Here is a 23006-nt window from a genome sequence, read left to right as displayed (position 1 = left end):
CGGATGTCTTTATCCCATGAATGGGTGTAAAGACATCCGGTATTGTTCTTTTCCTTAAGTTAATGACATTGCCTATTTTCGGGCATTTGCGGGGTTCAGCTCCATATCTTTGCGAATGAGCTTTTTTATCTTTTTATCCAGTGTGTCCGTTGCGCGTTCACTTGCGGACAAACATACAAGGTAAGTAACTTTTCCTATTTTATGCTCCGTTGTGGTAACGGGCGTTTGGTTTTGCGTCAAAGAAAATCCCCCTTTCTTTTGCAAACATATAATACAGTCTATGAATAGCAGCAAGTCCACTATTCAAGAAAACAAAGGCTTTAATCGGACGGTTATTAGCATAACCTCATGGGAATTTCACCCCGGCATGGTTTTCATGCAGCCCTACCCATTGCCTGCGACGCTCTTAACGCTCGGACTGTGGCTGTAAGGAAGTATCATTGTATATTCTGCGCTGTCGTCGCCCGCAAGCTGCTAGAATACGCCGGGGTATCGGTGAGTTTCGGGGACGGAAGTCTTACCGCCTTTGTGTGTGAAGATTTTAAAAAGGTGACAAATGATATCTGCTATGAGGGGCGCAGTCCCAAAGGGGAAGATGAAATTGCAGTGGGAAATGCCCTTGCACAGGAGTATCCCATTGGCAGCAGGATAGAGATCACTTCCTCTGACAAATCAGAAAATTATAGGGTAACCGGCTATATCCAAAGCGTAAATAACGGCGGAAATGTATGCGGGCATTGTCTCCGCAGTTTTGTCGGCGATTGCGGGAATCTGGTATCTTCCGGTCATCAACCAGAGGATTTTTGTCCAGATTGGGGCAGTCAAAAACCACTTTCAGGTGTCACTTTGGATTCTGCTTGCATTTGCCCTTATATTTACTGCCACGGCGTTTTTCATCAGCGTGCTTCTGGCAGCGCCCATTAAAAAAATTACGGTATATTCCCTTTTAAAGGATTAGAAATGGAGGTTTTACATGAATTTTTCAGAGAAATTAAAAGAGATAAGAAAAAAGGAAGGTTTGTCCCAGGAGCAGCTTGCCGAAAAAATAGGGGTTTCCAGGCAGGCCATTACGAAATGGGAAACCGGAAAGGGACTGCCGGACAAGTATGCAGACCATTGCGAGATCGGAGCCTCCGTGAAATTTCTTGTGATAAAAAATCTTCATCTGCGGCGTCTGGAATATGACGGAGATGCAGGTCAGGTTCTGATTTCAGACAGCAGCGGCAGCCTGGAATTTACCGCCAAAATGGACTATGACATTACTGTGGATAAAATCACGGGAAGGCTTGACGTCAATCAGTGGAAGGCAAAAGCAATTGTACATATCCCCGAAAAGAATATTGTGAATGTTGTAAATAAAGGGCGGAAATGTGAGGTTTATTATGTAAAAGACGGCAGTGTGACAGAGTATGAAAATCCTGCTGATGACAAAAACGAACTTAGCGTTTCGGGGATATCTTCGGAGCTGATTGTAAATTTGACAAAGGACTGATGCATATAAAAATCAATTAAATCTTAAAGGAGCGTAAAAATGAAAATTGAACATATTGCAATGTATGTAAAAGATTTGGAAACCGTAAAGGATTTCTTTGTAAAATATCTGGGGGCGGTATCAAATGATGGATACCATAATGTAAAAACAGGTTTTCGCTCATATTTTTTATCTTTTTCTGATGGCGCAAGGCTGGAAATAATGAACAAACCCGGAATGACAGATCGTAGAAAAGAACTGGTGCAAGCCGGATATATTCATATTGCTTTTTCTGTTGGAAGCAGAGAAAAAGTAGATATTTTGACCCAGCGGTTAAAAGAAGACGGGTATCAAATAATAAGCGGTCCCAGAACAACAGGAGACGGCTATTATGAAAGCTGCATCGTTGGAATTGAAGGAAATCAGATAGAAATTACTATCTGATTCTTGATACAAACCATCCATTCTGAACCCCGTCTTTCTAATTCAGTCTATATATTCCATAATTCAAATACGCAGCAAAAATGCACCACAGGAGGTAGGGGATTTGCAGATATGCCGCCAGAGGGCTTATTTTGTAAAACTGATATATCATAATCACAATAAGCAGTATCAGTGCAAGCAGCCACAGGAAAGCAAAGAAATATAAGGAATACCGGAAAAACAGGATACTCCAGAAAAAATTAAAAACCAACTGCAGCCCATAGGTTGTAAGGGCTTTTGTTTTTCCTGCATTATTGGAAGAATAAATAAGGTAGGAAGAAATGCCCATTAAAATGTAAAGTATAGTCCATACAATGGGAAAGAGCCAGGAAGGGGGGCTTACCGCAGGTTTTTGAAAAGAAGAGTAGGACATAGTCCCGATGAACAGGGCGGACAGGGCGCCTACGGCCAGAGGGATGAGCAGGAACAAGATAAAATCAGATTTATTTTTATTATTCATAACAGGATATGCTCCCAAAGTGGTTATTACTACTTGTATGCTTTGTAACTGATAAAAAGACAAAATTTTTCTCTAATTCTCCCGGTGTTTCATCTTGAATTTTTACAGTAGAAATATTGCAGGAAAAAACGTATAATTATGACAAGTGAAAAATATTCCAGGGAGGCAGGACAAACATGGCGAATTGGCTGGAAAATAGTGTATTTTATGAAATTTATCCCCAGAGTTTTTGTGACAGCAACGGGGACGGAATCGGGGATATTCCAGGTATTATCGGAAAACTGGACTATATCAGGGAGCTGGGCTGCAACGCCCTCTGGCTGAATCCCTGCTATCTCTCCCCCTTTGGGGATGCAGGGTATGATGTGGCGGATTACTGCCAGGTGGCGCCCCGCTATGGAAGCAATGAAGATTTGGAACATCTCTTTCAAGAGGCCCACAAGAGAGAAATGCATGTGATTTTGGATTTGGTTCCGGGGCATACATCCACGGAGCATCCCTGGTTTAAAGAATCCTCAAAAGCGGAGGAAAACCCTTACCAGGGAAGATATATCTGGAGCGACAGCGTGTGGAGGGATGTGGCGGATTATGAGGGGATAACAGGCTCCTTAAGGGGGCTTTTTCTCCGGGACGGTTGTGTGGCGGTAAACTTCTTTTCCAACCAGCCCGCATTAAATTACGGATTTGCCAATCCAAAAGAACCCTGGCAGAGCGCCGTGGATTCACCGGAAGCCTTAGAGACCAGGCAGGCCATGAAAGATGTGATGGATTTCTGGCTTTCCAAGGGATGTGACGGGTTTCGGGTGGACATGGCAGCCTCCCTGATTAAAAATGATGAAGGGCATAAGGAGACGATGAAACTCTGGCAGGATATGCGGGGATTTTTGGACAAGAATTACCCGGATGCGGTGATGATTTCGGAATGGGGAGAGCCGGACAAATCCCTGATGGGAGGGTTCCACATGGATTTCCTTCTCCATTTCGGGCCTTCCCATTACATGGACTTGTTCCGCTGTGAGCATCCTTATTTTTCCAGGGAGGGACGGGGAGACGCTTCCCTGTTTGTGGAGACTTATAAGAAAAATTACCGGCTGACAGAGGGAAAAGGGATGATCTGTATTCCTTCCGGCAACCACGATATGGAGAGAATGAGAAAATTCCTTGACCCGGAAGAAATGAAAATGGCATTTGCTTTTCTGCTTTCCATGCCCGGGGCGCCCTTCTTGTATTACGGGGATGAAATTGGCCTGCGCCATTTAAAGCTCACTTCCGTGGAGGGGGGGTATAACCGCACCGGAGCCAGGACTCCCATGCAGTGGAACTGCGAAAAGAATTATGGATTTTCTGAGGGGGAGAGGGAAATGCTCTATACGCCCCAGGATGAATCAGAGGACGCTCCGGTGGTATCGGAGGAGATGTTAAGAGAAGATTCCCTCTGGCGGGAAATACAAAAGCTCATAAAAATACGAAGAAAGTATCCGGCTCTCTGTGCATCCGGCGGCATTGAATTTTTGTACTGTGAACCGGAAAAATATCCGCTGGCGTATCTGCGGAGGGCGGGGGAGGAGGAGATCCTTGTAGCGTTAAACCCATCTGGAAAGGAAGTTTGCTGCAAATGCCCCTATGAGGTTAAGGAAAGGATTTATACCCTGGGAAAACCGGCAAAAAGAGAGGCGGGAGTTTTATGTCTGCCAGCGGAAAGTGCGGCGTTTCTTAAGTGTGCAGGAAACGGCGGTAAGAAATATAACTAGAAAAGAGAAGATGGAGGTATAGGAAATGATTTTTGGAAACGGATGTTGGCTGCAGAAAGAGGGATGTGAGTGCTTTGCGCCCCAGCAGGTGTATTTTGTGAAAAAAGAGGACAAAAAGGTGACAATTCTTACCCCAACGGCGCGGATTTCCCACAGGGGGGACACTTTGGGGGGGATTAACCTTACACTGGAGATTACCTCCCCGGCCCCGGAGGTGCTTCGGGTGCGTACCTACCATCACGCAGGGGTAAAAAACAAAGGCCCGGAATTTGAACTTTCCCTGGGGGAGGAAACTTTGGATGTGACGGAAAATGATGAGGAAATCTGTATAAAAAGCGGAAGCCTTTCCCTTGTCATTATAAAAGAGACATTCAGTATGACCTATCTTCGGGACGGGGAAGTGATTACAAAGAGCAGCGGCAGAGACTTAGGATTTATGAAAACAGACTGGAAAGGCTTTGCCTACGATAAGGGCGGGGATGCCTATATGCGCCAGGAACTTTCCCTGTCTGTGGGGGAGATGGTTTACGGCATGGGGGAGCGTTTCACCGCCTTTGCCAAAAACGGCCAGAGCGTGGATATCTGGAACGAGGACGGGGGCACCAGCACCTACCAGTCTTACAAAAACGTTCCCTTTTATATTACCAACAAAGGCTACGGTGTGTTTGTAAACCACCCGGAGAAAGTTTCATTTGAGATAGGCACGGAGCATGTTTCAAAGGCGGAATTTTCCGTTCCCGGGGAGTGCCTTGACTATTTCCTGATTAACGGGCCTTCCATGAAAGACGTGTTAGTGAGATACACGGATTTGACAGGAAAACCCTCCCTTCCTCCCCAATGGACTTTTGGGCTTTGGCTTTCCACCTCTTTCACCACAAACTATGACGAAGAGACGGTGATGAGCTTTATCGACGGCATGGAGGAGCGGGGAATTCCCTTACAGGTATTCCACTTTGACTGCTTCTGGATGAAGGAGTTCCACTGGAGCGATTTTGTGTGGGACAGCCGGGTATTCCCTGACCCTAATGGCCTGTTAAAACGCATCAAAGACAAAGGATTAAAAGTCTGCGTGTGGATTAACTCCTATATTGGCCAGGAGTCGGATATTTTTGCAGAAGGAATGGAAAAGGGCTATTTTGTAAAAAGGACAAACGGGGATGTGTGGCAGTGGGATATGTGGCAGCCCGGTATGGCTCTTGTGGACTTTACCAACTCCGATGCCTGCAAGTGGTTCCAGGACAAGTTGGAAGTCCTTTTGGATATGGGGGTGGACTGCTTTAAAACAGATTTTGGGGAGAGGATTCCCGTGGAGGACGTGGTGTATTTTGACGGCTCCGACCCCATGAAAATGCACAATTATTACACTTATCTTTACAATAAAACCGTATATGAACTTTTGGAGAGAAAAAGAGGAAAAGGGGAGGCTGTGCTCTTTGCCCGTTCCGCCACCGCAGGGGGACAGAAATTCCCAGTACATTGGGGCGGGGACTGCTGGTCAAATTACGAGGCAATGTCAGAGAGCATGCGGGGAGGATTGTCCCTCACCATGTCCGGCTTCGGTTACTGGAGCCATGATATCGGAGGGTTTGAGGCCACTTCCACGGCGGATGTGTACAAGCGCTGGGCGGCCTTCGGGCTTTTGTCCACCCACAGCAGGTTCCACGGAAGCAACTCTTACCGGGTGCCCTGGGCCTATGACGATGAGGCGGTGGACGTGGTGCGGTTCTTTACCAAGTTAAAGCTTTCCCTTCTGCCCTACCTTTACAGCAGTGCAGCCACCACTGCAAAAACCGGGGTTCCCATGATGCGCAGCATGGTCTTAGAGTACGAGAGAGACCCTATCTGCGCTTATCTGGATAAACAGTACATGCTGGGAGACAACCTGTTGGTAGCGCCAATCTTTAACGATAAGGGCCAGGCATCCTACTATCTTCCCAAAGGAACCTGGACAAATTATTTTACCGGGGAGAAAGTTGCTGGAAATGTGTGGAGAGAAGAGCACCATGACTATCATTCCATTCCGCTGATGGTGCGGGAAAACAGCATTATCCCCACCAACACAAATATCACCTGCGCCGCAGATTCCTACAGTGAGGGGATGGAGCTTCGGGTTTACCAGGTAACAGACCAGGCATCCACTGTTGTGCTTGAGGGAGGAAAACCTGTGCTGATGCTTACCATTGTTAAAGATTTTGAGAAAAACACCTTAGTCTGTAAGACACAGGCGGATAAGCCCTACACCCTGCGCTTTGTAAGCGTGGGCCTTAAGGCAGTTACGGGAGGAAACCTAACGGTACAGGGAAATGACAGCATTGTCACAGTGGAAAATACAAAGGCAGAGCTTGTCTGCCATCTGGCATAATTGAAAGCTTTTCTGGGAGGAGGAAAAAATGGAGCCAAAAGAGATTTTAGAGAAGCTGACCTTAGAGGAAAAAATCGGCATGATACACGGGGCGGAGCTTTTTTCTACCGCAGGGGTGAAACGCCTGAACATACCGCCCCTTGTAATGTCCGACGGCCCTATGGGGGTGAGAAATGAGTTTGAACCTGCCAACTGGAAACCCATAGGGCTTACGGATGATTATGTGACCTATCTTCCCTGCAACAGCGCCCTGGCGGCTACCTGGAACAGGAACCTTGCCCGGGACACGGGAAGCGTGTTGGGGGAGGAGGCCAGGGGCAGGGGAAAAGACATTATTCTTGCCCCCGGGGTCAATATCAAGAGGAGCCCCCTCTGCGGCAGGAATTTTGAGTATTTCAGTGAGGACCCCTATCTTACAAAGGAGATGGCGGTTCCCTATATAGAGGGGGTGCAGTCCTTTGACGTGGCGGCCTGCGTCAAGCATTTTGCCGCAAACAGCCAGGAAACGGAGCGGTTAAATGTGGAAGTGGAGATTGAGGAAAAGGCCCTTCGGGAAATTTATCTCCCGGCTTTTTATGACGCCGTAAAAAAAGCCGGAAGCTACACTATAATGGGGGCTTATAACCGCCTGTATGGGGAATACTGCTGTGAGAGTGATTTTCTCTTAAAAAAGATATTGCGGGATGAGTGGCAGTATGACGGGGTGGTAATCTCCGACTGGGGCGGCGTCCATGACACGGAGAAAGCCGCAAAATCCGAACTTGATATTGAAATGTCCGTCACCTATGATTTTGACGACTACTGTATGGCAAATCCACTGAAAGAAAAAGTGGAAGCAGGGGAAATCGATGAGAGTGTTATTGATGAAAAAGTTCTTCGGATTCTTCACTTAATGAAAAAACTACATATGTTTGACGGCAAACGGAAAACCGGTGTCTACAACACCCCGGGGCACAGAAAGGCAGCCCTTCACGTGGCAAGGGAATCCATTGTCCTTTTAAAAAATGAGGACAAGGTGCTCCCCCTTTCCAAAAAGGAGTTGAAAAAAGTGCTGTTAATTGGGGAGAATGCCCAGTGCATCCACTCAAACGGCGGGGGAAGTGCGGAAATCAAAGCCCTTTATGAAATCTCACCTCTTATGGGAATCAAAACCCACCTGGGGGGAAATGTAAAAGTGGATTATGCTTCGGGTTACTGCCGGGAAGAAAAGAGTGAGGAATCCGGGCAGAACTGGCAGGAAACCAGCCTGCAAAACGGGGGCGGCTCCATAGGGAAAACGGATACTTCCCAGGAAGAGGCCCTTGTGAAAAAGCGGAATGCCTTAAAAGAAGAGGCGTTACAACTGGCGGGAGACAAAAGCTACGATAGGGTAATCTTTGTGGGGGGATTAAACCATGACCATGACACTGAGGGAAATGACCGGGCAGATATGGCCCTTCCCTACGGGCAGGACGAACTGATTTCACAGCTTTTTGCCGTAAGGGAAGATATGCTTGTGGTGATGATAGGAGGAAGCTCCGTGGATATGACCGCCTGGGAGGAAAAGGCCCACACCCTGGTGTGGAGTTACTACGCAGGGATGGAGGGGGGGAATGCCCTTGCCGACGTATTATTTGGAGACGTAAACCCTTCCGGAAAACTCCCGGAGACCTTTTATAAAAATCATATGGACTGTTCCGCCCACGCCTTGGGGGAATTTCCCGGGGGAAAAACTGTAGCTTATAAAGAGGGAAAATACGTGGGCTACCGTTACCATGAAAAATATCATATCGAACCTTTATTCCCCTTTGGGCACGGATTAAGCTACACTTCCTTTGCCTACCGGAAAATGTCTGTAAAACCCGGGATGGTGAGCTGTTACGTGAAAAATACCGGGAAAAACCCGGGAAGCGAGACTGCTCAGGCATACCAGTTGGTGCAGGACGGGGCAGACGTGGTGAAAGAATTGAAAGGTTTTGAGAAAGTATATCTGGAGCCCGGAGAAGAAAAGCTGGTGGAAATTGCAGTGGAAGGGAATGGCCCCTATGCAGTGGGAAGTTCTCTTTTCGATATAAGATTGCAGGGGGATATAAAATTGTAGATGCTTACAGATGCAATATTTCTCCTTGCCTGGATTGTCGGAATTGTTGGAAAAACAACGGATGTGCAATCAATGATGAAATGCAGGAGATTTATAAATACGTACAAGTGTGTGATAATATTTTGATTGCTTCGCCGCACTATTTTTCGGATGAAGAAGTTAGCAAATATGAAGATTTTTATCCGATGTCAGAAGAACAGGTGAGAAACATTATTACTGAGTGGAAGGATATTATTGTATAGACTATGATTTTAATCCCAGATATTGCAGAAAAGGCTAATAGAAGCCTAATCATGGGTGTATGTTTGATTGTTGAAATTGTTTGTACCTTTATCGAGTTTACTCAAGCAAGCGATAATTTTGCATTTATATTGAACGTTTAACTTCCAGTTTGAAGAAAAGAATTGAAATATCAATGTTTCACTCTCTTAGGAGAGTATCAAAGGATAGGTAAAATTTGATCAATATTTAAAATATACATAGAAAGGCAGGTTCAAAATGTATTACATCGGAATCGATTTAGGCACATCAGCCGTAAAACTCCTGCTGATGGACGAAAAAGGAACCATCCAGAAAATCACCAGCCGGGAATACCCCATATTTTTCCCCAAGCCCGCCTGGTCGGAGCAAAACCCTTTGGACTGGTTTTCTCAGACCATAGAGGGCCTAAAGGAACTGCTGAAAGACTGCGACAGGTCAAAGGTGGCTGGAATCAGTTTTGGGGGTCAGATGCACGGCCTTGTGGCTTTAGATGAAAAGGATGAGGTCATCCGTCCCGCCATCTTGTGGAACGACAGCAGGACGACGGAGGAATGCGACTATTTAAACTGCGAGGTCGGCCAGAAAAAACTGGCGGAATATACAGGAAATATTTCCTTTACCGGGTTTACCGCCCCAAAGGTTTTGTGGATGAAAAAAAATGAGCCGGAAAATTTTGCCCGCATTGCAAAAATAATGCTGCCCAAAGACTATCTTTGCTACAAGATTAGCGGCGTTTTTTCCACAGACGTATCCGACGCTTCCGGTACTTTGTATTTTGACGTGAAAAACAGGACATGGTCAAAGGAAATGTGTGAGATTTTAAGCATCAAAGAGGAGTGGCTGCCAAAAGTCTACGAAAGCTATCAGGCTGTGGGAACTTTAAAGCCGGAAATTGCCGGGGAATTAGGGCTTTCCCCGGAAGTAAAAATTGCAGCGGGAGCCGGGGACAATGCGGCGGCGGCCGTTGGCACCGGCATAGTGGGAAAGGGAGCCTTAAATATATCCCTTGGTACCAGCGGCACGCTGTTTATCCCTTCGGAGTGCTTTCGCATGGATGAACACAATGCCCTCCACGCCTTTGCCCATGCGGACGGAAACTATCATCTTATGGGCTGTATGCTCTCCGCCGCCTCCTGCAATATGTGGTGGATGGATGAGATTATCGGCACAAAAGAGTACGGGAAGGAGCAGGAAAACATCAAAAACCTGGGGGAAAACCATGTGTATTTTCTGCCCTATCTTATGGGAGAGCGCTCCCCCCACAACGACCCATTGGCCAGAGGGACTTTTATCGGAATCACCATGGATACCAGGCGGGAGGATATGACCCAGGCTGTTTTGGAAGGGGTGGCATTTGCCTTAAAGGATTCCCTTGAGATAGGAAAAAAACTTGGAATCAAAGTCTCCGTTTCCAAAATCTGCGGCGGCGGGGCCAAAAGCTCCCTGTGGAAAAAAATTGTGGCAAACATCTTAAACCTTACTTTGGAAGTGCCGGAAAACGAGGAAGGCCCTTCCATGGGAGCGGCAATGCTGGCGGCTGTGGCCTGCGGGGAATATGACACAGTGGAAGAGGCGGCGAAAAAGATTTGCAAAGTAAAAGAAGTCATGAAACCGGAAGAAACACTTGTGAAAAAGTACGAAAAGCAATATGATAAATTTAAGGAAATTTATCCTGCATTAAAACCGGTATTTCAAAAACTATGGGAGGATTAAAACTATGAACAACATGCCAAAAGCAAAAATCGGAATCGTAGCAGTGAGCCGTGACTGTTTTCCAATGAGCCTTTCGGAAAACAGGAGAAAGGCAGTAGTGAAGGCTTACCAGGACAAGTATGGGGAGATTTACGAATGTCCCGTGTGCGTGGAAAATGAGATCCACATGAGAAATGCCCTTGCGGATGTGAGACAGGCAGGCTGTAATGCCCTGGTGGTATACCTGGGGAACTTTGGTCCGGAGACAGAGGAGACCCTTTTGGTCAAAGAATTTGACGGGCCTGCCATGGTCATTGCTGCGGCGGAGGAAACCGGGGATAACCTGGTACAGGGCAGGGGGGATGCCTACTGCGGCGTTTTAAACGCAAGCTACAATTTAAAACTGAGAAACTTAAAAGCCTACATACCGGAGTATCCCGTGGGAACGGCACAGGAATGCGCAGAAATGATTTCTGAATTTGCCCCCATCGCAAGGGCCGTTATCGGATTAAACAGTTTAAAAATCATATCCTTCGGCCCTCGCCCCCAGAATTTCCTGGCCTGCAACGCCCCCATCAAGGGGCTTTACAATCTGGGTGTGGAAATTGAGGAAAACTCTGAGCTGGATTTATTTGAAAGCTTTAACAACCATGCCGGGGATGAGAGGATTCCAGGTGTTGTGGCGGATATGGAAAAGGAACTTGGGGCAGGAAATAAAAAGCCTGAGATTTTAAGCAAACTGGCTCAGTATGAGATTACTCTTTTAGACTGGGTAGAGGGACACAAGGGAAGCAGGGAGTTTGTGGCCATTGCGGGAAAATGCTGGCCGGCCTTCCAGACCCAGTTTGGCTTTGTGCCCTGTTATGTGAACAGCCGCCTGACAAAAATGGGAATCCCCGTCTCCTGTGAAGTTGATATTTACGGCGCATTAAGCGAATTTATCGGAACAGTGGTAAGCCAGGATGCCGTAACCCTTTTGGATATCAACAATTCTGTCCCGGCGGATATGTATGATGCGGAGATCAAGGGGAAACATGATTATACCTTAAAAGATACCTTTATGGGATTCCACTGTGGAAACACAGCTTCCAGCAAGCTCTCTTTCTGTGAGATGAAGTATCAGCTTATTATGGCAAGAACCCTTCCCCAGGAAGTAACCCAGGGAACCTTAGAGGGAGATATTGCGCCGGGGGATATTACATTCTACCGTCTCCAGAGCACCGCAGATGCAAAAATCCGGGCCTATATCGCCCAGGGGGAAGTGCTTCCCGTGGCAACCCGCTCTTTTGGGGCAATCGGCGTCTTTGCCATACCGGAAATGGGCAGATTCTACCGCCATGTGTTAATCGAAAAGAATTATCCCCACCACGGGGCCGTGGCATTCGGGCACTTTGGGAAAGCTTTGTATGAAGTGTTTAAATATATCGGGGTAGCTGTGGAGGAGATTGATTTTAACAGGCCAAAGGGCATGATGTATCCTACGGAAAATCCCTTTGTATAAAAAAAGAGCACCGTATTTATATTTAAAATTGTTGATATTTTCCTATAATCTAAATATAATAAGGAAAAGCAAAAAATTTATGGAAGGGGCGTTTTGTATGTCAATTACAGCTGCCGAACTAAAATTGAACCTTGGTAAGTATCTGCAGCTTGCAGAGAGTGAGGATATTTTTATCACGCAAAATGGCAAAGTTGTTGCAAAATTATCCAATCCTAATGCAGACCGGGTGGAAATGGCAAAATCTCTCCTGGGTGTGATTCCGGCAGACATCACACTGGAGGAATCCCGTAGGGAAAAGGGCAGAAAATGTATGAAAGCACTGATTGATACCTGCGTCATTGTGGACGTTTTGCAAAATTTCATTGTTTGATGTGAAGGATACCTTTTCCACAGACTGCCAGCTTGCCATTGGTTCTCCCATGAAGGATTATGAGGATGCCATTATGGTACAGACAGCCATCCGAATTGGCGCTGACTGTATTGTGACCAGAAATGTAAAAGACTACAGAGCTGCAGCACTTCCTGTTTTTTCGCCGGAGAAATTTCTTGAAAAATTAGCAGAAAACTAAAACAATTAGCAATAAAGTTATGCCCCATGGAAGTTCCGTTGGGGCATAGCTTTAAACTATATTTGCATATCAAAATTCGTTCCTGGGGAAACCGGCTTTTTATTGTCTGCTTTCCCTTGATTTTCTTTCTTTGCAGCCGCAATGATTGTCTGCATATCTTCATTATCAAGAAAAATTTTGCCGTCCTTTGCAGCCCCGATTTTTTCGGTGAGCAGGGTCTCCCCTTTATCCTTAGCTTCTTCTGCTTTTTCTTCTAACTGCTCCGAAAGCTGCTCTGTTTTCTTACGGGCATTTTCACGGGATTTTTCAATCTGCTTTTCGGCATTTTCCTGTGCTTCTTTGCGGAGTTTTTCATTTAATGCATCTTTTCTCACAGAAATGGCAAAATGAGATAGATTGCCGTTTTCGTCAATATAGTCATGCCTGACAATTACAGTAGACCCTGCGGATTTGTGATAATTATCAGCCCATTTCATAACAGATTCCACATCTTTCAGCCTCTGGGTATATTCCCTTGCTGCCCCATAGGTGTTTTCATAAACACTGCTGTAACTGCCCACGCCTGTAATTGCCATATGATTTTCCTCCTTGTCGCAAGTAATTTTTAACAGTTCCATAATATTTTAAAACATAAGTTTTTGTGTTCTCCTTACAAATATTTAAACAAATTGGTTATATTTTTCTCCTGGTTTCCATAAAAAATCCGGCTTTTCCCATCCTCCAAACTTCTTTCATAAAGGCAGGAATATCCTCCGCCTGCAAAGCCGGGAAGTTTCACAAATCCTCCAAAAACAATAAAGATTTGCCCTTCTGCATGGTTTTCCCATAAAAAATTTTCAAAGGCGTTTTTATCTACATAAACATAGTTGTTGTCATAGGAAATCATCTCCTGCAAGGCGCTGCTGTCATCAAAAAAGGTAACGCCGCCGTTATCACAGCCGTATACCAGGATTCTTTCATCTTCCGTGTATCGGCCATAGGAAATATTATGTATCTTTAAAACTGCCGCTGTTACACACACCATAGCAAAAGTCAGCGCAAGTGCTGCCCAAACCCGTTTATATGGTCTATATCCTGCAATCTTTGTCACCCGCTGCCGGAGGCTTTTGTACGCTTTATCCCCTGCAAAAGCGGCATACATATTGAAATTTTCATTTTCTGCCTGTAAAATCCGCATGCTTTTCAGTAAGAGACGGCCGTATTCGTATGCTTTTCACCCACTCCGTTGAATGGTTACGAAGTCGCAGATTTCTTCCATGTCCTCCCGGAAATATTTTGTGCCGATGGTAAGAAACGGGTTAAGCCACAACAAAGTCCTTAGTATATCCCACAAAAGGTAAAACAGTAAATGCCCCAGGTGGATATGTGTTTTTTCATGGAGCAGGATGGTCTGTAATTCTTCCCTGCTGTATTCTTTTAATATGATTTCCGGAATGACGATTTTATGCCGGAACACTCCCATGGTGGAGGGGGTCACAGGCATTTTTGTAACATAGATAACTGTATCCCATACCTTTCTTTTTTCCATGCCTGCAAGGGATTTTTTCAGTTTTCGCCTTCTGTAAAACAGCAGGGCGGCATATGCGGACACACCCCATACATACAACCAGCATATCCATATATGGTTCCTGCAGGTCACCGTCCAGGAGGTAAACAGTTTTACACCTGTATTGTTTTCATAAAAAAAAACGCATTCTTCCCATAAAGAGAACAGGTATAAATAAGCTCCATACTGCGCCTTTTAAAAACACCCTGTTTTTCAGCACCGTTTTTCGCAAAGTAAAAACAATGGCACATACCGGAAAAGAAAGCAGCACACACCTTAAAAGCTGTATGACATAATAGAGGGCGCAAACATTTAACAGGCCAATTCCACTATCCCAAAATTCCTGTACCGTCATGATTCTGATGCTCCTTTTCCCTGCATTGCTCCAAAATTTCTTCTAATTCCCGGAATTGCTCCTCCGTTAAATCTGCACTTTGCAGCAATGCCGCCATTGCGTTTTTCCTGCTGCCCTCAAAATAGCTGTCTACAAACTTCCTGCTCTTTTCCTTTTGACATTCCTCTTTTGATTTTTGCACAGAATAGTGGTAAACCCTTAAATCATGTTCATCTACGGTATAGCTTAAAACGCCCTTCTGCCATAAACGGTTTAGCAGGACACGCACCATCCTGGGCGACATATCTGACTTATCCTTTATTTTGCTTATGACTTCCTTTGCAGTCATAGAAGGCGTATCATTTGCCCAGAATACTTCCATAATCAGCCATTCGCTTTGGCTGGGAGTAGTTTCTTTTTCCATATGGTCAGTCCCCCTTTACTATGTTTAAATCTATATCGGATGAAACTTTATATTTGTTAACGCATGTTCCTTAAAATGTTAATGTTTGTTGTTTTGATTTCCTTTGTCCAGTTCCGGCGGTGTGTATGCTCTTCGTATGCACTTCGCCAAAAGCAGTCGGCTGTCTTTGCTGCAGGCAGCAAAAAAGCCCATGGTCATTTGCCCATGGACTTTTTATAAGTGGAAGCAATGGGGCTCGAACCCATGACCTTTCGCGTGTGAGGCGAACGCTCATCCCGGCTGAGCTATGCTTCCATGTCTAATATTATAGCACTATCATTTTGAAATGCAACAAATATTTTTTATTCTTTTCGTGCCACAAAGCGGGCCAGAAAGAATAAACCTGCCAAAAATTCCGCAATAGATAACCCTAACAAAAAACCCGAAAGAAAATTTTGAATACTTGTGTCTCTAAATACTTGTGAAAGTACAATCATAACCACGCCCATAATAATTAAAACAAATCCAATGAATAAAGATTTGCTTCTTTTCAAATCCTGTATTTCTTTTAGCATTTCAACAATCTGTTCATTGTCATATGTATGTATACTTTTTTCATCTTCTTCGCCATTCATCAGCTCTGGGAGTGTGGTGTTTAATTCTTTGCATAACAATTCAATAACAGAGTAGTCAGGCATACATTTTCCTGTTTCCCATTTTGAAACCGTTTTATTGGAAACTCCGATTTTTTCCGCAAGCTGTTCCTGGGTTAAGTTTTTTTCTTTTCGCTTTTGGGCAATGAACTTTCCTGTCAAAATTTGGTTCATCTTATATACCTCCAAAATATGTTTATATCTTATATTTTAAAGGTTTTTATAAAAAAGAACATCCCTCAAAAAGAGAATATGCGTGGAAATGCAAGTTTTTTATACTTATACATACCAACGTTTGATTTTGGGATTGGAAATAGATAGACTTTATTTATTTTTTGTATGGTTGCTGCTTATTTTAGTATAAAAGCAGCAATATTGTTAAAAAATTATTACTCAAGAAAAAGTGGTGTAGTGAAGAAGTGAATGGCTTAAAGAGAGGAATGTTTGTCAGCCAGGGCAACTAAGTTGAAAATAAGATTGCGTTCTTTGACGGTCAGCCGCCGCAGACGTTGTATAAGTAACTGTTCTTTGTGCGAAAGAGTATCGGGCATTTCATGTCCCAGAAGTTCATCAGTAGATATATTTAAAGTAGTTGCCATAGCCTTTATAGTTTCTATATTTGGCTGATGGTTGTTTTTTATATATCCGTTCATTGTTGTTTTAGCAATATTCAGCCTGGAGGCAAATTCTTTTTGGGTAATTTCCCGTTCATCCAGTAAATTTTGCAGATTTTCTCCAAAAGTCATATAAATCCCTCATGTATTTTCTTGTAAAGTTGAATCAAGATATCCTCTATTGTATTGTTTTTATCAGATTCTTCCAAATTAGTACTAGTATTCAGAATGTTTATATTGAAAAATACTAGAAAACAGTATTATAATAGACATATATTAAGAATTTTATGCATGAAGGGAAAGAAGGAGGAAAAAGTTTGAAAATTAGAATAATGCAATGGATAGGACGGATTTTCATGTGCTGTGGATTGATTTTGGCCTTGCAGGGACAAATTTCAGCTTGGGGGGCAAATTTGGAAGAGGATGAGTTTTCCCTGGGGGCGGATACCAGCGGATTTGCAGACGCAAGGGGTATTTCGGTAAATACCACGGTAAATGGTTCGCTGCCCACGTCCAGTACAGAGAATTATTATAAGTTTACTTTGCCCCGGGCGGGGTATATTTATGTGGAATTTAACCATGGGTATGTGGACCGTGATTCAGATTTTTGGAATTTCAGTATCTATAATGGTTCCTATGAATATATCACAGATAGAAGTTCTAATGGGAAAAAGTTGACTACGACCTATCACTCTGTGGGGCTTGCGGCGGGGACGTATTATATCAAAATAAATCCCGGTTATTACTGGTCAGATATATCTTATAATTTTGTTGTCCATTTTGTGGCTTCTAATAGTTGGGAAAAAGAGAAAAATGATTCCTTTGAGTCTGCAAATGTTTTTGGTACAAATATTGCTGTATGCGGAAGTATTCAAGAAAGTAATGATCTTGATTTTTATAAATTTGAAGTGCCGCAGGATGGAATGGCTTATATTGAATTTAACCATGAATATGTAGATAGTGATTGGGATTTTTGGAATATAAGAATCTATAACCAGGATTTTGAAGAATTGATGAGCAGGAATGCTTCTGGGAAAAAACTGAATAGAATCTATGGAAAACTGGGGATTCCGGCGGGGACCTATTATATCAGAATAATGGAGATTAGGTCCTGGCAAGTATATTGGTCGGAAGCATCTTACAATTTTATTTTTCATACGGAAGCATCTAATGCATGGGAAAAGGAACGGAATGAATCTTTTCAGACGGCAAATGCACTGGCTGTCAATTCAAACGTAAATGGAAGCATCCGGGAAGATAGTGATAAAGATTTTTACAGATTTGAAATTTCTCAGGCAGGATATGTAAATTTTGATTTTGGGCATACTTATGTGGATTCCGACAGGAATTACTGGAATATTACAATATTTAACGGAAGTTATGAGGAATTAATCAGCAGAGACGCCGATGGAAAAACACTTAACCGGTCATATGCGGTGGTAGGCGTTCCGGCAGGAATCTATTATGTCAGAGTAACAAAATCTTATTGGTCAGATGCTGCCTATAACCTGAAAGTAAATTATACGCCTGCATCCGACTGGGAAACAGAGTTAAATGAAAATTTTGAAACTTCAGATTTCATTTCTATGGATACATATGTGAATGGAAGTATCAAGGATGATAATGACAAAGATTATTACAAATTGGATGTCCAAAGGCCGGGGTTTATCAGCATTGCATTTGGACATGACGTTGTAAATAGTGACAACAGTTTATGGAAGGTTCGATTATATGACGCATCTTTTCAAGAGTTAAAAGTGGCATCCTGTACAGGGAAAAGTGATTTAGTGACTTCACCATATTTTGCGGCGGCAGGTACTTATTATGTGAGAATCAATGGCGATTGGCATTGGAGTGATGTGCCATACCATTTTAAAGTTACATACAATTTTACAGATTCCACCCCGTGGATTTCGGCAAGTGTGACAGGAAAGCAGCAGGTGAAACTATCCTGGTCAGGAGTCTCCAATGCCAGCGGTTATGAGATATACCGGGCTGTGGGAAAGGGCGGCAAATATACATTATTAAAGACAATCGCAAACGGCAATACGCAGTCCTACACAGATAAAAATGTAACTTTGGGAAAGACATATTCTTACAAAGTGCGGGGGTATTACGCCGATGGCGGGGGGACGCTGTACAGTGATTTCTCATCGAAAAAGACTGTGAAAGTTGCCCTTGCAAAAGTGAAGATATCAAAAGCAAAAAGTTTGTCCTCCAAACGGGTGCAGATTGTGTGGAAGAAAGTCAGTGGCGCCAGCGGATATGAGGTTTACCGCTCAAAAACCAAGAACGGGAAATATAAGAAGATTGGGACATTAAAATCCTGGAATAAGGTGTCATTTACGGACAAGAAGGTGAGCAGGAAGAAGACGTATTATTATAAAGTGCGGGCGTATAAGAAAGTGAGAGGCAAGAAATATTATGGGGAATATTCGGGGAAGAAGAAGGTTAGGGTGAAGTAAATCATATAAAAAAGGAAAAGGATGCGTATTATAGGAAACCAAGAGGTAATGTATTTAAAATATGGTACGAGAGAGGAGATCAGCATGAAAGAAAAAAGCAAGAATAAGCCGGGAAACAGATTTTTATCCTTTATCCTGGCGCTGGCAATCCTTCCTGCCATGCAGGCATTTCCGGCATGGGCGGGGGAGGCTGTATCAAACCCGTCAGTGGATTTACAAGAGTCAGAAGAAACAGTTTATGCAGCAGGGGAAGGCCAGCCTGCCAACCCCGTCCACCACTGCACGAAAGGGAATGACGGCACAGACTACACCGACTGGAGTTATATCAACTTCGGCAGCTACCCCCAGACGGAAGTCACCGGGGGCGATTTGACTTCTGCCATTACCGGGGCCAGTTACGATGCTAACGGGGATGCCTGGGTGGAGGGCACGAAATATCGTAGAATCAGCAAAAGCGATACCTGTAAAGATGATTATTTTGGTGGAAGGACATACCGCTATTTTATGTGGGAACCCATAAAATGGAAAGTTTTGCAGAACGATGGTTCCACTTTATTTGTCATGGCAGACCAGGGCATGGACTGTAAGCTTTTCAATGACGAATGGATTTCCGTCACATGGGAAAACTGTACCCTCAGAAGCTGGCTGAACAGCACGTTTTTCAGTGCGGCTTTCAGTGCAGAGGAACAGGAGGCGGTAGCTGCCCAGACAGTGGTAATGGAGGACAATCCGGAATATAACATTGAGGGCGGGAATGATACTTTGGATAAAGTATACCTTCTTTCCACGGAGGAAGTTACCAGCCCGTCTTACGGATTCTGCGAAGATTACAGCACATATTCCGTCAGCCGCCGGGTAGGGGCCAGCGACTTTGCCAACGCTATGGGAGCATGGATAAGCCCCGATAAAGGCTATCAGGGGAATAGCCAGTGGCTTCTGCGCTCTCCCGGAGGGAACACAAAAGACGCTGCGGTTGTCGAGGATAGTGGGTACGTTCAGAGAAACGGTTATATGTACAATGAATATGACGCTGTCGTACCGGTTTTGCATATCAATCTGTCTTCCGACTGCTGGTCTGCTGCAAGCGGGGAAAGCCACAAAAAACCATCCACACCCGGATCCCTTGCCAATCCGGTACATTACTGTACAAAAGGGGACGACGGCACCGATTACACAGAATGGAGTTATGTCTATTTTGGAAGCTACCCCCAGACGGAAGTCACCGGGAGCGCACTGACTCCTGCCATTACCGGGGCAAATTATGACGCTAATGGAGATGCCTGGGTGGATGGAATCAAATATTGCAGAATCGGCAAAAAGGATTCCTCCGGGAATATTACTTACCACTATTTCAAATGGGAGCGTATCAAATGGAAAGTGCTGCAGATGGAAGGATCTACTTTGTTCCTTATGGCGGACAGGGGGCTGGACGGCAGGGCTTACGATTATAAGGGAGACTCTGCCACATGGGAAAACTGCTCCCTGAGAAGATGGCTGAACGATACCTTTTACCGGACAGCTTTCAGCAGAGCGGAGCAGGAGACGGTGGTTCCCTGGACGGTGGCAAACGGGGATAATCCCCAGTATGGCACAGAGGGCGGAAACGATACAGGGGATAAAGTATATTTGCTTTCTATCGGGGAAGCAGCAGCGCCGTCCTATGGGTTCTGTGAAGATTTGGATGTACAATCCGCCAGCCGCCGGGTGGAGGGCAGCGATTTCTGCGCTTGTGTCAGTGGGTTAGGGCTGGGCGATGATGGAAGCTGCGAGTGGCGGCTGCGTTCCCCCGGCCAGAATGCCTATACTTCTGCGGATGTCCGAAACGGATCTGTCAATAGTAAAGGCAGTTTTGTGATTTACGATACCTATGGGGTTGTCCCGGTTTTGCACATAAATCTGTCCTCCGGGCTTTGGCATGCAACGGACGATGGAACCAGCGGGGAAGGAGGCGGTTTAGACAGCCAGGAACAGGGAGGGGACAGCCAGCCGCCCACAGACGCCAATCAGGAACAGGGAGGAGACAGCCAGCCGCCTACGGACACCAGCCAGAAGCCCGGCGGAGATGATAACCAGGGGCAACAGGAAGTAAAAGTGAAAAAAATATCCATCTCCGGCATTTCAAAAAAAATAGCCGCCGGAAAAAAGATTTCCCTGAAAGCTGATGTATCACCGAAAAATGCAGCAAATCCAAAAATAAAATGGGAAACCAACAACAAACGTTATGCAGCAGTAAACAGCAGGGGCGTTGTCACCACAAAAAAAGCGGGGAAAGGAAAAACTGTAACCATTAAGGCAATGGCCACAGACGGAAGTAAAGTAAAAGCTTCCTATAAGATAAAGTTGATGAAACATGCCGTTACGAAGGTGAAGATAAAAAAGGCTCCAAAGAATTTAAAAGCGGGCAAAAGCATACTTTTGAAAACCACAGTCCAGACAAACGGAAAAAATGTCAATAAGGCATTAAAGTGGAGCACTTCCAATAAAAAATACGCTTCGGTGGATTCCAAAGGAAAGGTGAAGACAAAGAAAGCTGGGAAAGGAAAAACAGTTACAATTACGGCCACAGCCACAGACGGAAGCAATAAAAAAGCCTCCGTAAGGCTGAAAATAAAATAAATTTGCAAGGAAAAGAAATGAACTTACAGATTCAGAAAGAGCGCATCGAACAAACGCAGCAAAAAACATGAGAAAATACCACAGAACAGGAGGGAAGCTTTATGAAAAAAGCTGTAAAAAGAATCATCTGCATAATATCTGCAATCTGCGTTGCCCTGTCAATGCTTCTGGTTTTAGATACTCCGGTATTGGCGGCAACAACGCCCCAGAAAGTGCACATTGGGTTAAAAGAATTTTATGCGTATGACAGTAATATAGAAGTCAAATTTTCACAGGGGGACTATAAGGTTCAAAATGTAAAAACATCCAGTAAAAATTTGATTTCCCGTGTGACAAATATTGATGCAACCTCATCCAAACGAACATATAACAAAGATAATCCCTGGGGATATGCCAGAATTGGTTTACATGCAAAAAAGAAAGGAACTTATACGGTTACCTTTGACGTAGTGGACAAAAATCTGAATGTGGTAAGTTCCCATTCGGTCAAAGTATATGCCAACAACGAAGTCGGGGTAAAGAAAGTTACTTTTGCGGGTAAGACAAGTTTTACATCTCTTCCCCCTAATTCAGCATATGGTCAAACTGCCATTGGACAGAGCGGAAGCGGTGCATTTAAGGTGTCCATGAATAAAGGATATTCTTTAAAATCTATTACCATGGTTACCTACAAGAAGTCAGGCAAGGAGGTACGGAAAAAGATTAAAAACGGTGCAAAAGTGACTTTGGGAAAATACAGGTATATTTCTGAAAAAACAAAAAGTTCATATCAGGATTATTGGAATGCAGACCTTCTGGCCAAGACAAAATTTGAAATCGTGTACAAAGATAAATATACGGGTCAGCCCATGACGGCATCCTGTTATTTTTACCGGCTGCCAAATAATTAAAAAATACAAGGAGGATAAGAGATGAAAACATGGAAGAAATTAACCAATATAGTCCTTGTGATATGTATTATGTTTACAGCGTTTTTAGTTCCCAATATGGAACCTGCTGCAAAAGTAAAAGTATCCGCTAAGAATGTTTTGGTTATTGTGGGACAAACTTACAATGTCCCTGTAAAGATTACATATTTTAAAGAGGGAAGGACCATCAAGAACCTGAAATCAAACAGCAGTGACCTTCTGGTAAAACAGACAACTCAGAACTGGGATTCCTGGTATTCAGATGCGTCAAACAATTATGCAGAGATTAGCATGTATGCAAAAAAAGCGGGGAAATACAAAGTTACCTTTAGCGTGTGCAATGAAAAAAATAAAGTGGTCAGCAAACATACAGTAAACGTTACAGCCACAACTGCAACTGCTTATAATTCTCCTGTAAAAAAGGCTGTTTTTGCGGGAAAATCTACCTATCCCTATTCTATAGTGAGCAAAAAGTCCGGCAAGTTCAAAGTGACTATGAATAAAGGGTTTAAGCTGAAATCCATTACGATGCAGACCTATGATGCCCAGGGGAAACAGGTGGAAAAAAAGATCAAGAATAATGCAAATGTTAAGCTGGGCGAATATGCATATAAGAATGAATATAGCAATGAGTACAGCTATGATAACAGTTGGAGTTATTATTATTACACCCGTATGTTTGCAGAGACAGTATTTACTGTCCAGTATCAGAATACCAAGACAAAAGAGATTGGTACAATAAGTTATTCTGTTTTTAAAATGCCAAAAAATTAGAAAAAGAGCAGCAAATGTTCGATGCGCTCTTTCTGAATCTGTAAGGAAAGTATTATTGATTGA

General features: G+C 44.0%; 23 protein-coding genes and 1 tRNA gene. 14 read left to right on the top strand and 10 right to left on the bottom strand.

Features of this window, described 5'->3' with window-relative positions; genetic code table 11:
• Window positions 1-72: 72 nt before the first annotated feature.
• Window positions 73-240 (bottom strand): transposon-encoded TnpW family protein, encoded by a 168-nt coding sequence (locus D7Y06_RS14985; protein ID WP_243119344.1) that lies wholly within the window; start codon window positions 238-240, stop codon window positions 73-75.
• Between the two features lie 108 nt (window positions 241-348).
• Here D7Y06_RS14985 and D7Y06_RS26560 point away from each other — a divergent pair, with 108 nt between their 5' ends.
• From D7Y06_RS26560 to D7Y06_RS14975, 3 genes are read left to right on the top strand one after another with little or no spacing between them, the layout of a single operon-like run.
• The gene (locus D7Y06_RS26560) at window positions 349-924 is read left to right on the top strand and encodes a hypothetical protein (RefSeq protein ID WP_199714726.1); all 576 of its coding nucleotides are present in this window, start codon (window positions 349-351) and stop codon (window positions 922-924) included.
• Between the two features lie 49 nt (window positions 925-973).
• The gene (locus D7Y06_RS14980; protein ID WP_120408578.1) at window positions 974-1492 is read left to right on the top strand and encodes a helix-turn-helix transcriptional regulator; all 519 of its coding nucleotides are present in this window, start codon (window positions 974-976) and stop codon (window positions 1490-1492) included.
• A 39-nt stretch (window positions 1493-1531) separates the two neighbouring features.
• On the top strand, window positions 1532-1915 hold the full coding sequence (locus tag D7Y06_RS14975; protein WP_120408577.1) for a VOC family protein: 384 nt from the start codon (window positions 1532-1534) through the stop codon (window positions 1913-1915).
• A gap of 37 nt (window positions 1916-1952) precedes the next feature.
• Here D7Y06_RS14975 and D7Y06_RS14970 read toward each other — a convergent pair whose 3' ends face one another.
• Window positions 1953-2414, bottom strand: coding sequence for a TspO/MBR family protein (locus D7Y06_RS14970; RefSeq protein ID WP_120408576.1), 462 nt, complete (start codon window positions 2412-2414; stop codon window positions 1953-1955).
• 176 nt (window positions 2415-2590) lie between these two features.
• Here D7Y06_RS14970 and D7Y06_RS14965 point away from each other — a divergent pair, with 176 nt between their 5' ends.
• The 7 genes from D7Y06_RS14965 to D7Y06_RS14930 all read left to right on the top strand — a co-directional run bounded on the left by D7Y06_RS14965 (window position 2591) and on the right by D7Y06_RS14930 (window position 12630).
• On the top strand, window positions 2591-4165 hold the full coding sequence (locus D7Y06_RS14965) for an alpha-amylase family glycosyl hydrolase (protein WP_120408575.1): 1575 nt from the start codon (window positions 2591-2593) through the stop codon (window positions 4163-4165).
• 25 nt (window positions 4166-4190) lie between these two features.
• A complete protein-coding gene (yicI, locus tag D7Y06_RS14960; RefSeq protein WP_120408574.1) occupies window positions 4191-6527 on the top strand; it encodes an alpha-xylosidase in 2337 nt (778 codons plus the stop codon).
• A gap of 28 nt (window positions 6528-6555) precedes the next feature.
• Window positions 6556-8607: a beta-glucosidase gene (locus D7Y06_RS14955; protein WP_120408573.1), complete on the top strand. Its 2052-nt coding sequence runs from the start codon at window positions 6556-6558 to the stop codon at window positions 8605-8607.
• 498 nt (window positions 8608-9105) lie between these two features.
• The gene (xylB, locus tag D7Y06_RS14945) at window positions 9106-10581 is read left to right on the top strand and encodes a xylulokinase (RefSeq protein WP_120408572.1); all 1476 of its coding nucleotides are present in this window, start codon (window positions 9106-9108) and stop codon (window positions 10579-10581) included.
• 4 nt (window positions 10582-10585) lie between these two features.
• Window positions 10586-12061, top strand: coding sequence for an L-fucose/L-arabinose isomerase family protein (locus tag D7Y06_RS14940; protein WP_120408571.1), 1476 nt, complete (start codon window positions 10586-10588; stop codon window positions 12059-12061).
• Between the two features lie 97 nt (window positions 12062-12158).
• A complete protein-coding gene (locus D7Y06_RS14935; protein ID WP_243119343.1) occupies window positions 12159-12431 on the top strand; it encodes a type II toxin-antitoxin system Phd/YefM family antitoxin in 273 nt (90 codons plus the stop codon).
• A gap of 1 nt (window position 12432) precedes the next feature.
• Window positions 12433-12630, top strand: coding sequence for a PIN domain-containing protein (locus D7Y06_RS14930; RefSeq protein WP_330566475.1), 198 nt, complete (start codon window positions 12433-12435; stop codon window positions 12628-12630).
• Window positions 12631-12686: 56 nt separating this feature from the next.
• On the opposite strand, the gene D7Y06_RS14925 is transcribed toward D7Y06_RS14930, so the two are convergent.
• From D7Y06_RS14925 to D7Y06_RS14900, 8 genes are all read right to left on the bottom strand, one after another.
• The gene (locus D7Y06_RS14925; RefSeq protein WP_147415679.1) at window positions 12687-13205 is read right to left on the bottom strand and encodes a hypothetical protein; all 519 of its coding nucleotides are present in this window, start codon (window positions 13203-13205) and stop codon (window positions 12687-12689) included.
• 74 nt (window positions 13206-13279) lie between these two features.
• On the bottom strand, window positions 13280-13807 hold the full coding sequence (locus D7Y06_RS27140; RefSeq protein WP_243119341.1) for a hypothetical protein: 528 nt from the start codon (window positions 13805-13807) through the stop codon (window positions 13280-13282).
• A 36-nt stretch (window positions 13808-13843) separates the two neighbouring features.
• Window positions 13844-14236, bottom strand: a complete 393-nt coding sequence (locus D7Y06_RS27135; protein ID WP_243119340.1) for a M56 family metallopeptidase — start codon at window positions 14234-14236, stop codon at window positions 13844-13846.
• A gap of 70 nt (window positions 14237-14306) precedes the next feature.
• On the bottom strand, window positions 14307-14531 hold the full coding sequence (locus tag D7Y06_RS27130) for a hypothetical protein (protein ID WP_243119339.1): 225 nt from the start codon (window positions 14529-14531) through the stop codon (window positions 14307-14309).
• The gene (locus tag D7Y06_RS14915) at window positions 14506-14934 is read right to left on the bottom strand and encodes a BlaI/MecI/CopY family transcriptional regulator (protein ID WP_120408569.1); all 429 of its coding nucleotides are present in this window, start codon (window positions 14932-14934) and stop codon (window positions 14506-14508) included. Before D7Y06_RS14915 ends, D7Y06_RS27130 begins: the two co-directional genes overlap by 26 nt.
• 220 nt (window positions 14935-15154) lie before the next feature.
• Window positions 15155-15228, bottom strand: a tRNA-Val gene (locus D7Y06_RS14910).
• A 47-nt stretch (window positions 15229-15275) separates the two neighbouring features.
• On the bottom strand, window positions 15276-15740 hold the full coding sequence (locus tag D7Y06_RS14905; RefSeq protein ID WP_120408568.1) for a helix-turn-helix domain-containing protein: 465 nt from the start codon (window positions 15738-15740) through the stop codon (window positions 15276-15278).
• Window positions 15741-15994: 254 nt separating this feature from the next.
• Complete coding sequence (locus D7Y06_RS14900) at window positions 15995-16312, bottom strand: helix-turn-helix domain-containing protein (protein ID WP_120408567.1); 318 nt, start codon at window positions 16310-16312, stop codon at window positions 15995-15997.
• A 185-nt stretch (window positions 16313-16497) separates the two neighbouring features.
• Here D7Y06_RS14900 and D7Y06_RS14895 point away from each other — a divergent pair, with 185 nt between their 5' ends.
• The 4 genes from D7Y06_RS14895 (at window position 16498) to D7Y06_RS14880 (ending at window position 22943) form a co-directional block, all read left to right on the top strand.
• The gene (locus tag D7Y06_RS14895) at window positions 16498-18645 is read left to right on the top strand and encodes a fibronectin type III domain-containing protein (protein ID WP_147415678.1); all 2148 of its coding nucleotides are present in this window, start codon (window positions 16498-16500) and stop codon (window positions 18643-18645) included.
• A gap of 84 nt (window positions 18646-18729) precedes the next feature.
• A complete protein-coding gene (locus tag D7Y06_RS14890; protein ID WP_158591383.1) occupies window positions 18730-21261 on the top strand; it encodes a DUF6273 domain-containing protein in 2532 nt (843 codons plus the stop codon).
• A gap of 101 nt (window positions 21262-21362) precedes the next feature.
• Window positions 21363-22151, top strand: a complete 789-nt coding sequence (locus tag D7Y06_RS14885) for a hypothetical protein (RefSeq protein ID WP_120408564.1) — start codon at window positions 21363-21365, stop codon at window positions 22149-22151.
• Between the two features lie 21 nt (window positions 22152-22172).
• Window positions 22173-22943, top strand: coding sequence for a hypothetical protein (locus D7Y06_RS14880; RefSeq protein WP_120408563.1), 771 nt, complete (start codon window positions 22173-22175; stop codon window positions 22941-22943).
• The last annotated feature ends 63 nt before the right edge of the window (window positions 22944-23006 follow it).

The organism is Roseburia sp. 1XD42-69 (assembly GCF_003612565.1).
In the GTDB taxonomy this organism is placed as follows: domain Bacteria; phylum Bacillota; class Clostridia; order Lachnospirales; family Lachnospiraceae; genus Roseburia_B.
Note: the sequence above shows the minus strand (reverse complement) of the source record. Positions and strands in the feature narration are given on the sequence as shown.

What these genes read in the sequence shown, in the direction of transcription:
- D7Y06_RS14890 (WP_158591383.1), top strand. Translation starts at nt 18,730, where the DNA reads ATGAAAGAAAAAAGCAAGAATAAGCCGGGAAACAGATTTTTATCCTTT.
- D7Y06_RS14925 (WP_147415679.1), bottom strand. Translation starts at nt 13,205, where the DNA reads ATGGCAATTACAGGCGTGGGCAGTTACAGCAGTGTTTATGAAAACACC.
- D7Y06_RS14885 (WP_120408564.1), top strand. Translation starts at nt 21,363, where the DNA reads ATGAAAAAAGCTGTAAAAAGAATCATCTGCATAATATCTGCAATCTGC.
- D7Y06_RS14905 (WP_120408568.1), bottom strand. Translation starts at nt 15,740, where the DNA reads ATGAACCAAATTTTGACAGGAAAGTTCATTGCCCAAAAGCGAAAAGAA.
- D7Y06_RS14975 (WP_120408577.1), top strand. Translation starts at nt 1,532, where the DNA reads ATGAAAATTGAACATATTGCAATGTATGTAAAAGATTTGGAAACCGTA.
- yicI (WP_120408574.1), top strand. Translation starts at nt 4,191, where the DNA reads ATGATTTTTGGAAACGGATGTTGGCTGCAGAAAGAGGGATGTGAGTGC.
- D7Y06_RS27140 (WP_243119341.1), bottom strand. Translation starts at nt 13,807, where the DNA reads ATGCGGATTTTACAGGCAGAAAATGAAAATTTCAATATGTATGCCGCT.
- D7Y06_RS14940 (WP_120408571.1), top strand. Translation starts at nt 10,586, where the DNA reads ATGAACAACATGCCAAAAGCAAAAATCGGAATCGTAGCAGTGAGCCGT.
- D7Y06_RS14955 (WP_120408573.1), top strand. Translation starts at nt 6,556, where the DNA reads ATGGAGCCAAAAGAGATTTTAGAGAAGCTGACCTTAGAGGAAAAAATC.
- D7Y06_RS14965 (WP_120408575.1), top strand. Translation starts at nt 2,591, where the DNA reads ATGGCGAATTGGCTGGAAAATAGTGTATTTTATGAAATTTATCCCCAG.
- D7Y06_RS27130 (WP_243119339.1), bottom strand. Translation starts at nt 14,531, where the DNA reads ATGACGGTACAGGAATTTTGGGATAGTGGAATTGGCCTGTTAAATGTT.
- D7Y06_RS14900 (WP_120408567.1), bottom strand. Translation starts at nt 16,312, where the DNA reads ATGACTTTTGGAGAAAATCTGCAAAATTTACTGGATGAACGGGAAATT.
- D7Y06_RS14970 (WP_120408576.1), bottom strand. Translation starts at nt 2,414, where the DNA reads ATGAATAATAAAAATAAATCTGATTTTATCTTGTTCCTGCTCATCCCT.
- D7Y06_RS14935 (WP_243119343.1), top strand. Translation starts at nt 12,159, where the DNA reads ATGTCAATTACAGCTGCCGAACTAAAATTGAACCTTGGTAAGTATCTG.
- D7Y06_RS26560 (WP_199714726.1), top strand. Translation starts at nt 349, where the DNA reads ATGGGAATTTCACCCCGGCATGGTTTTCATGCAGCCCTACCCATTGCC.
- D7Y06_RS14880 (WP_120408563.1), top strand. Translation starts at nt 22,173, where the DNA reads ATGAAAACATGGAAGAAATTAACCAATATAGTCCTTGTGATATGTATT.
- xylB (WP_120408572.1), top strand. Translation starts at nt 9,106, where the DNA reads ATGTATTACATCGGAATCGATTTAGGCACATCAGCCGTAAAACTCCTG.
- D7Y06_RS14915 (WP_120408569.1), bottom strand. Translation starts at nt 14,934, where the DNA reads ATGGAAAAAGAAACTACTCCCAGCCAAAGCGAATGGCTGATTATGGAA.
- D7Y06_RS14980 (WP_120408578.1), top strand. Translation starts at nt 974, where the DNA reads ATGAATTTTTCAGAGAAATTAAAAGAGATAAGAAAAAAGGAAGGTTTG.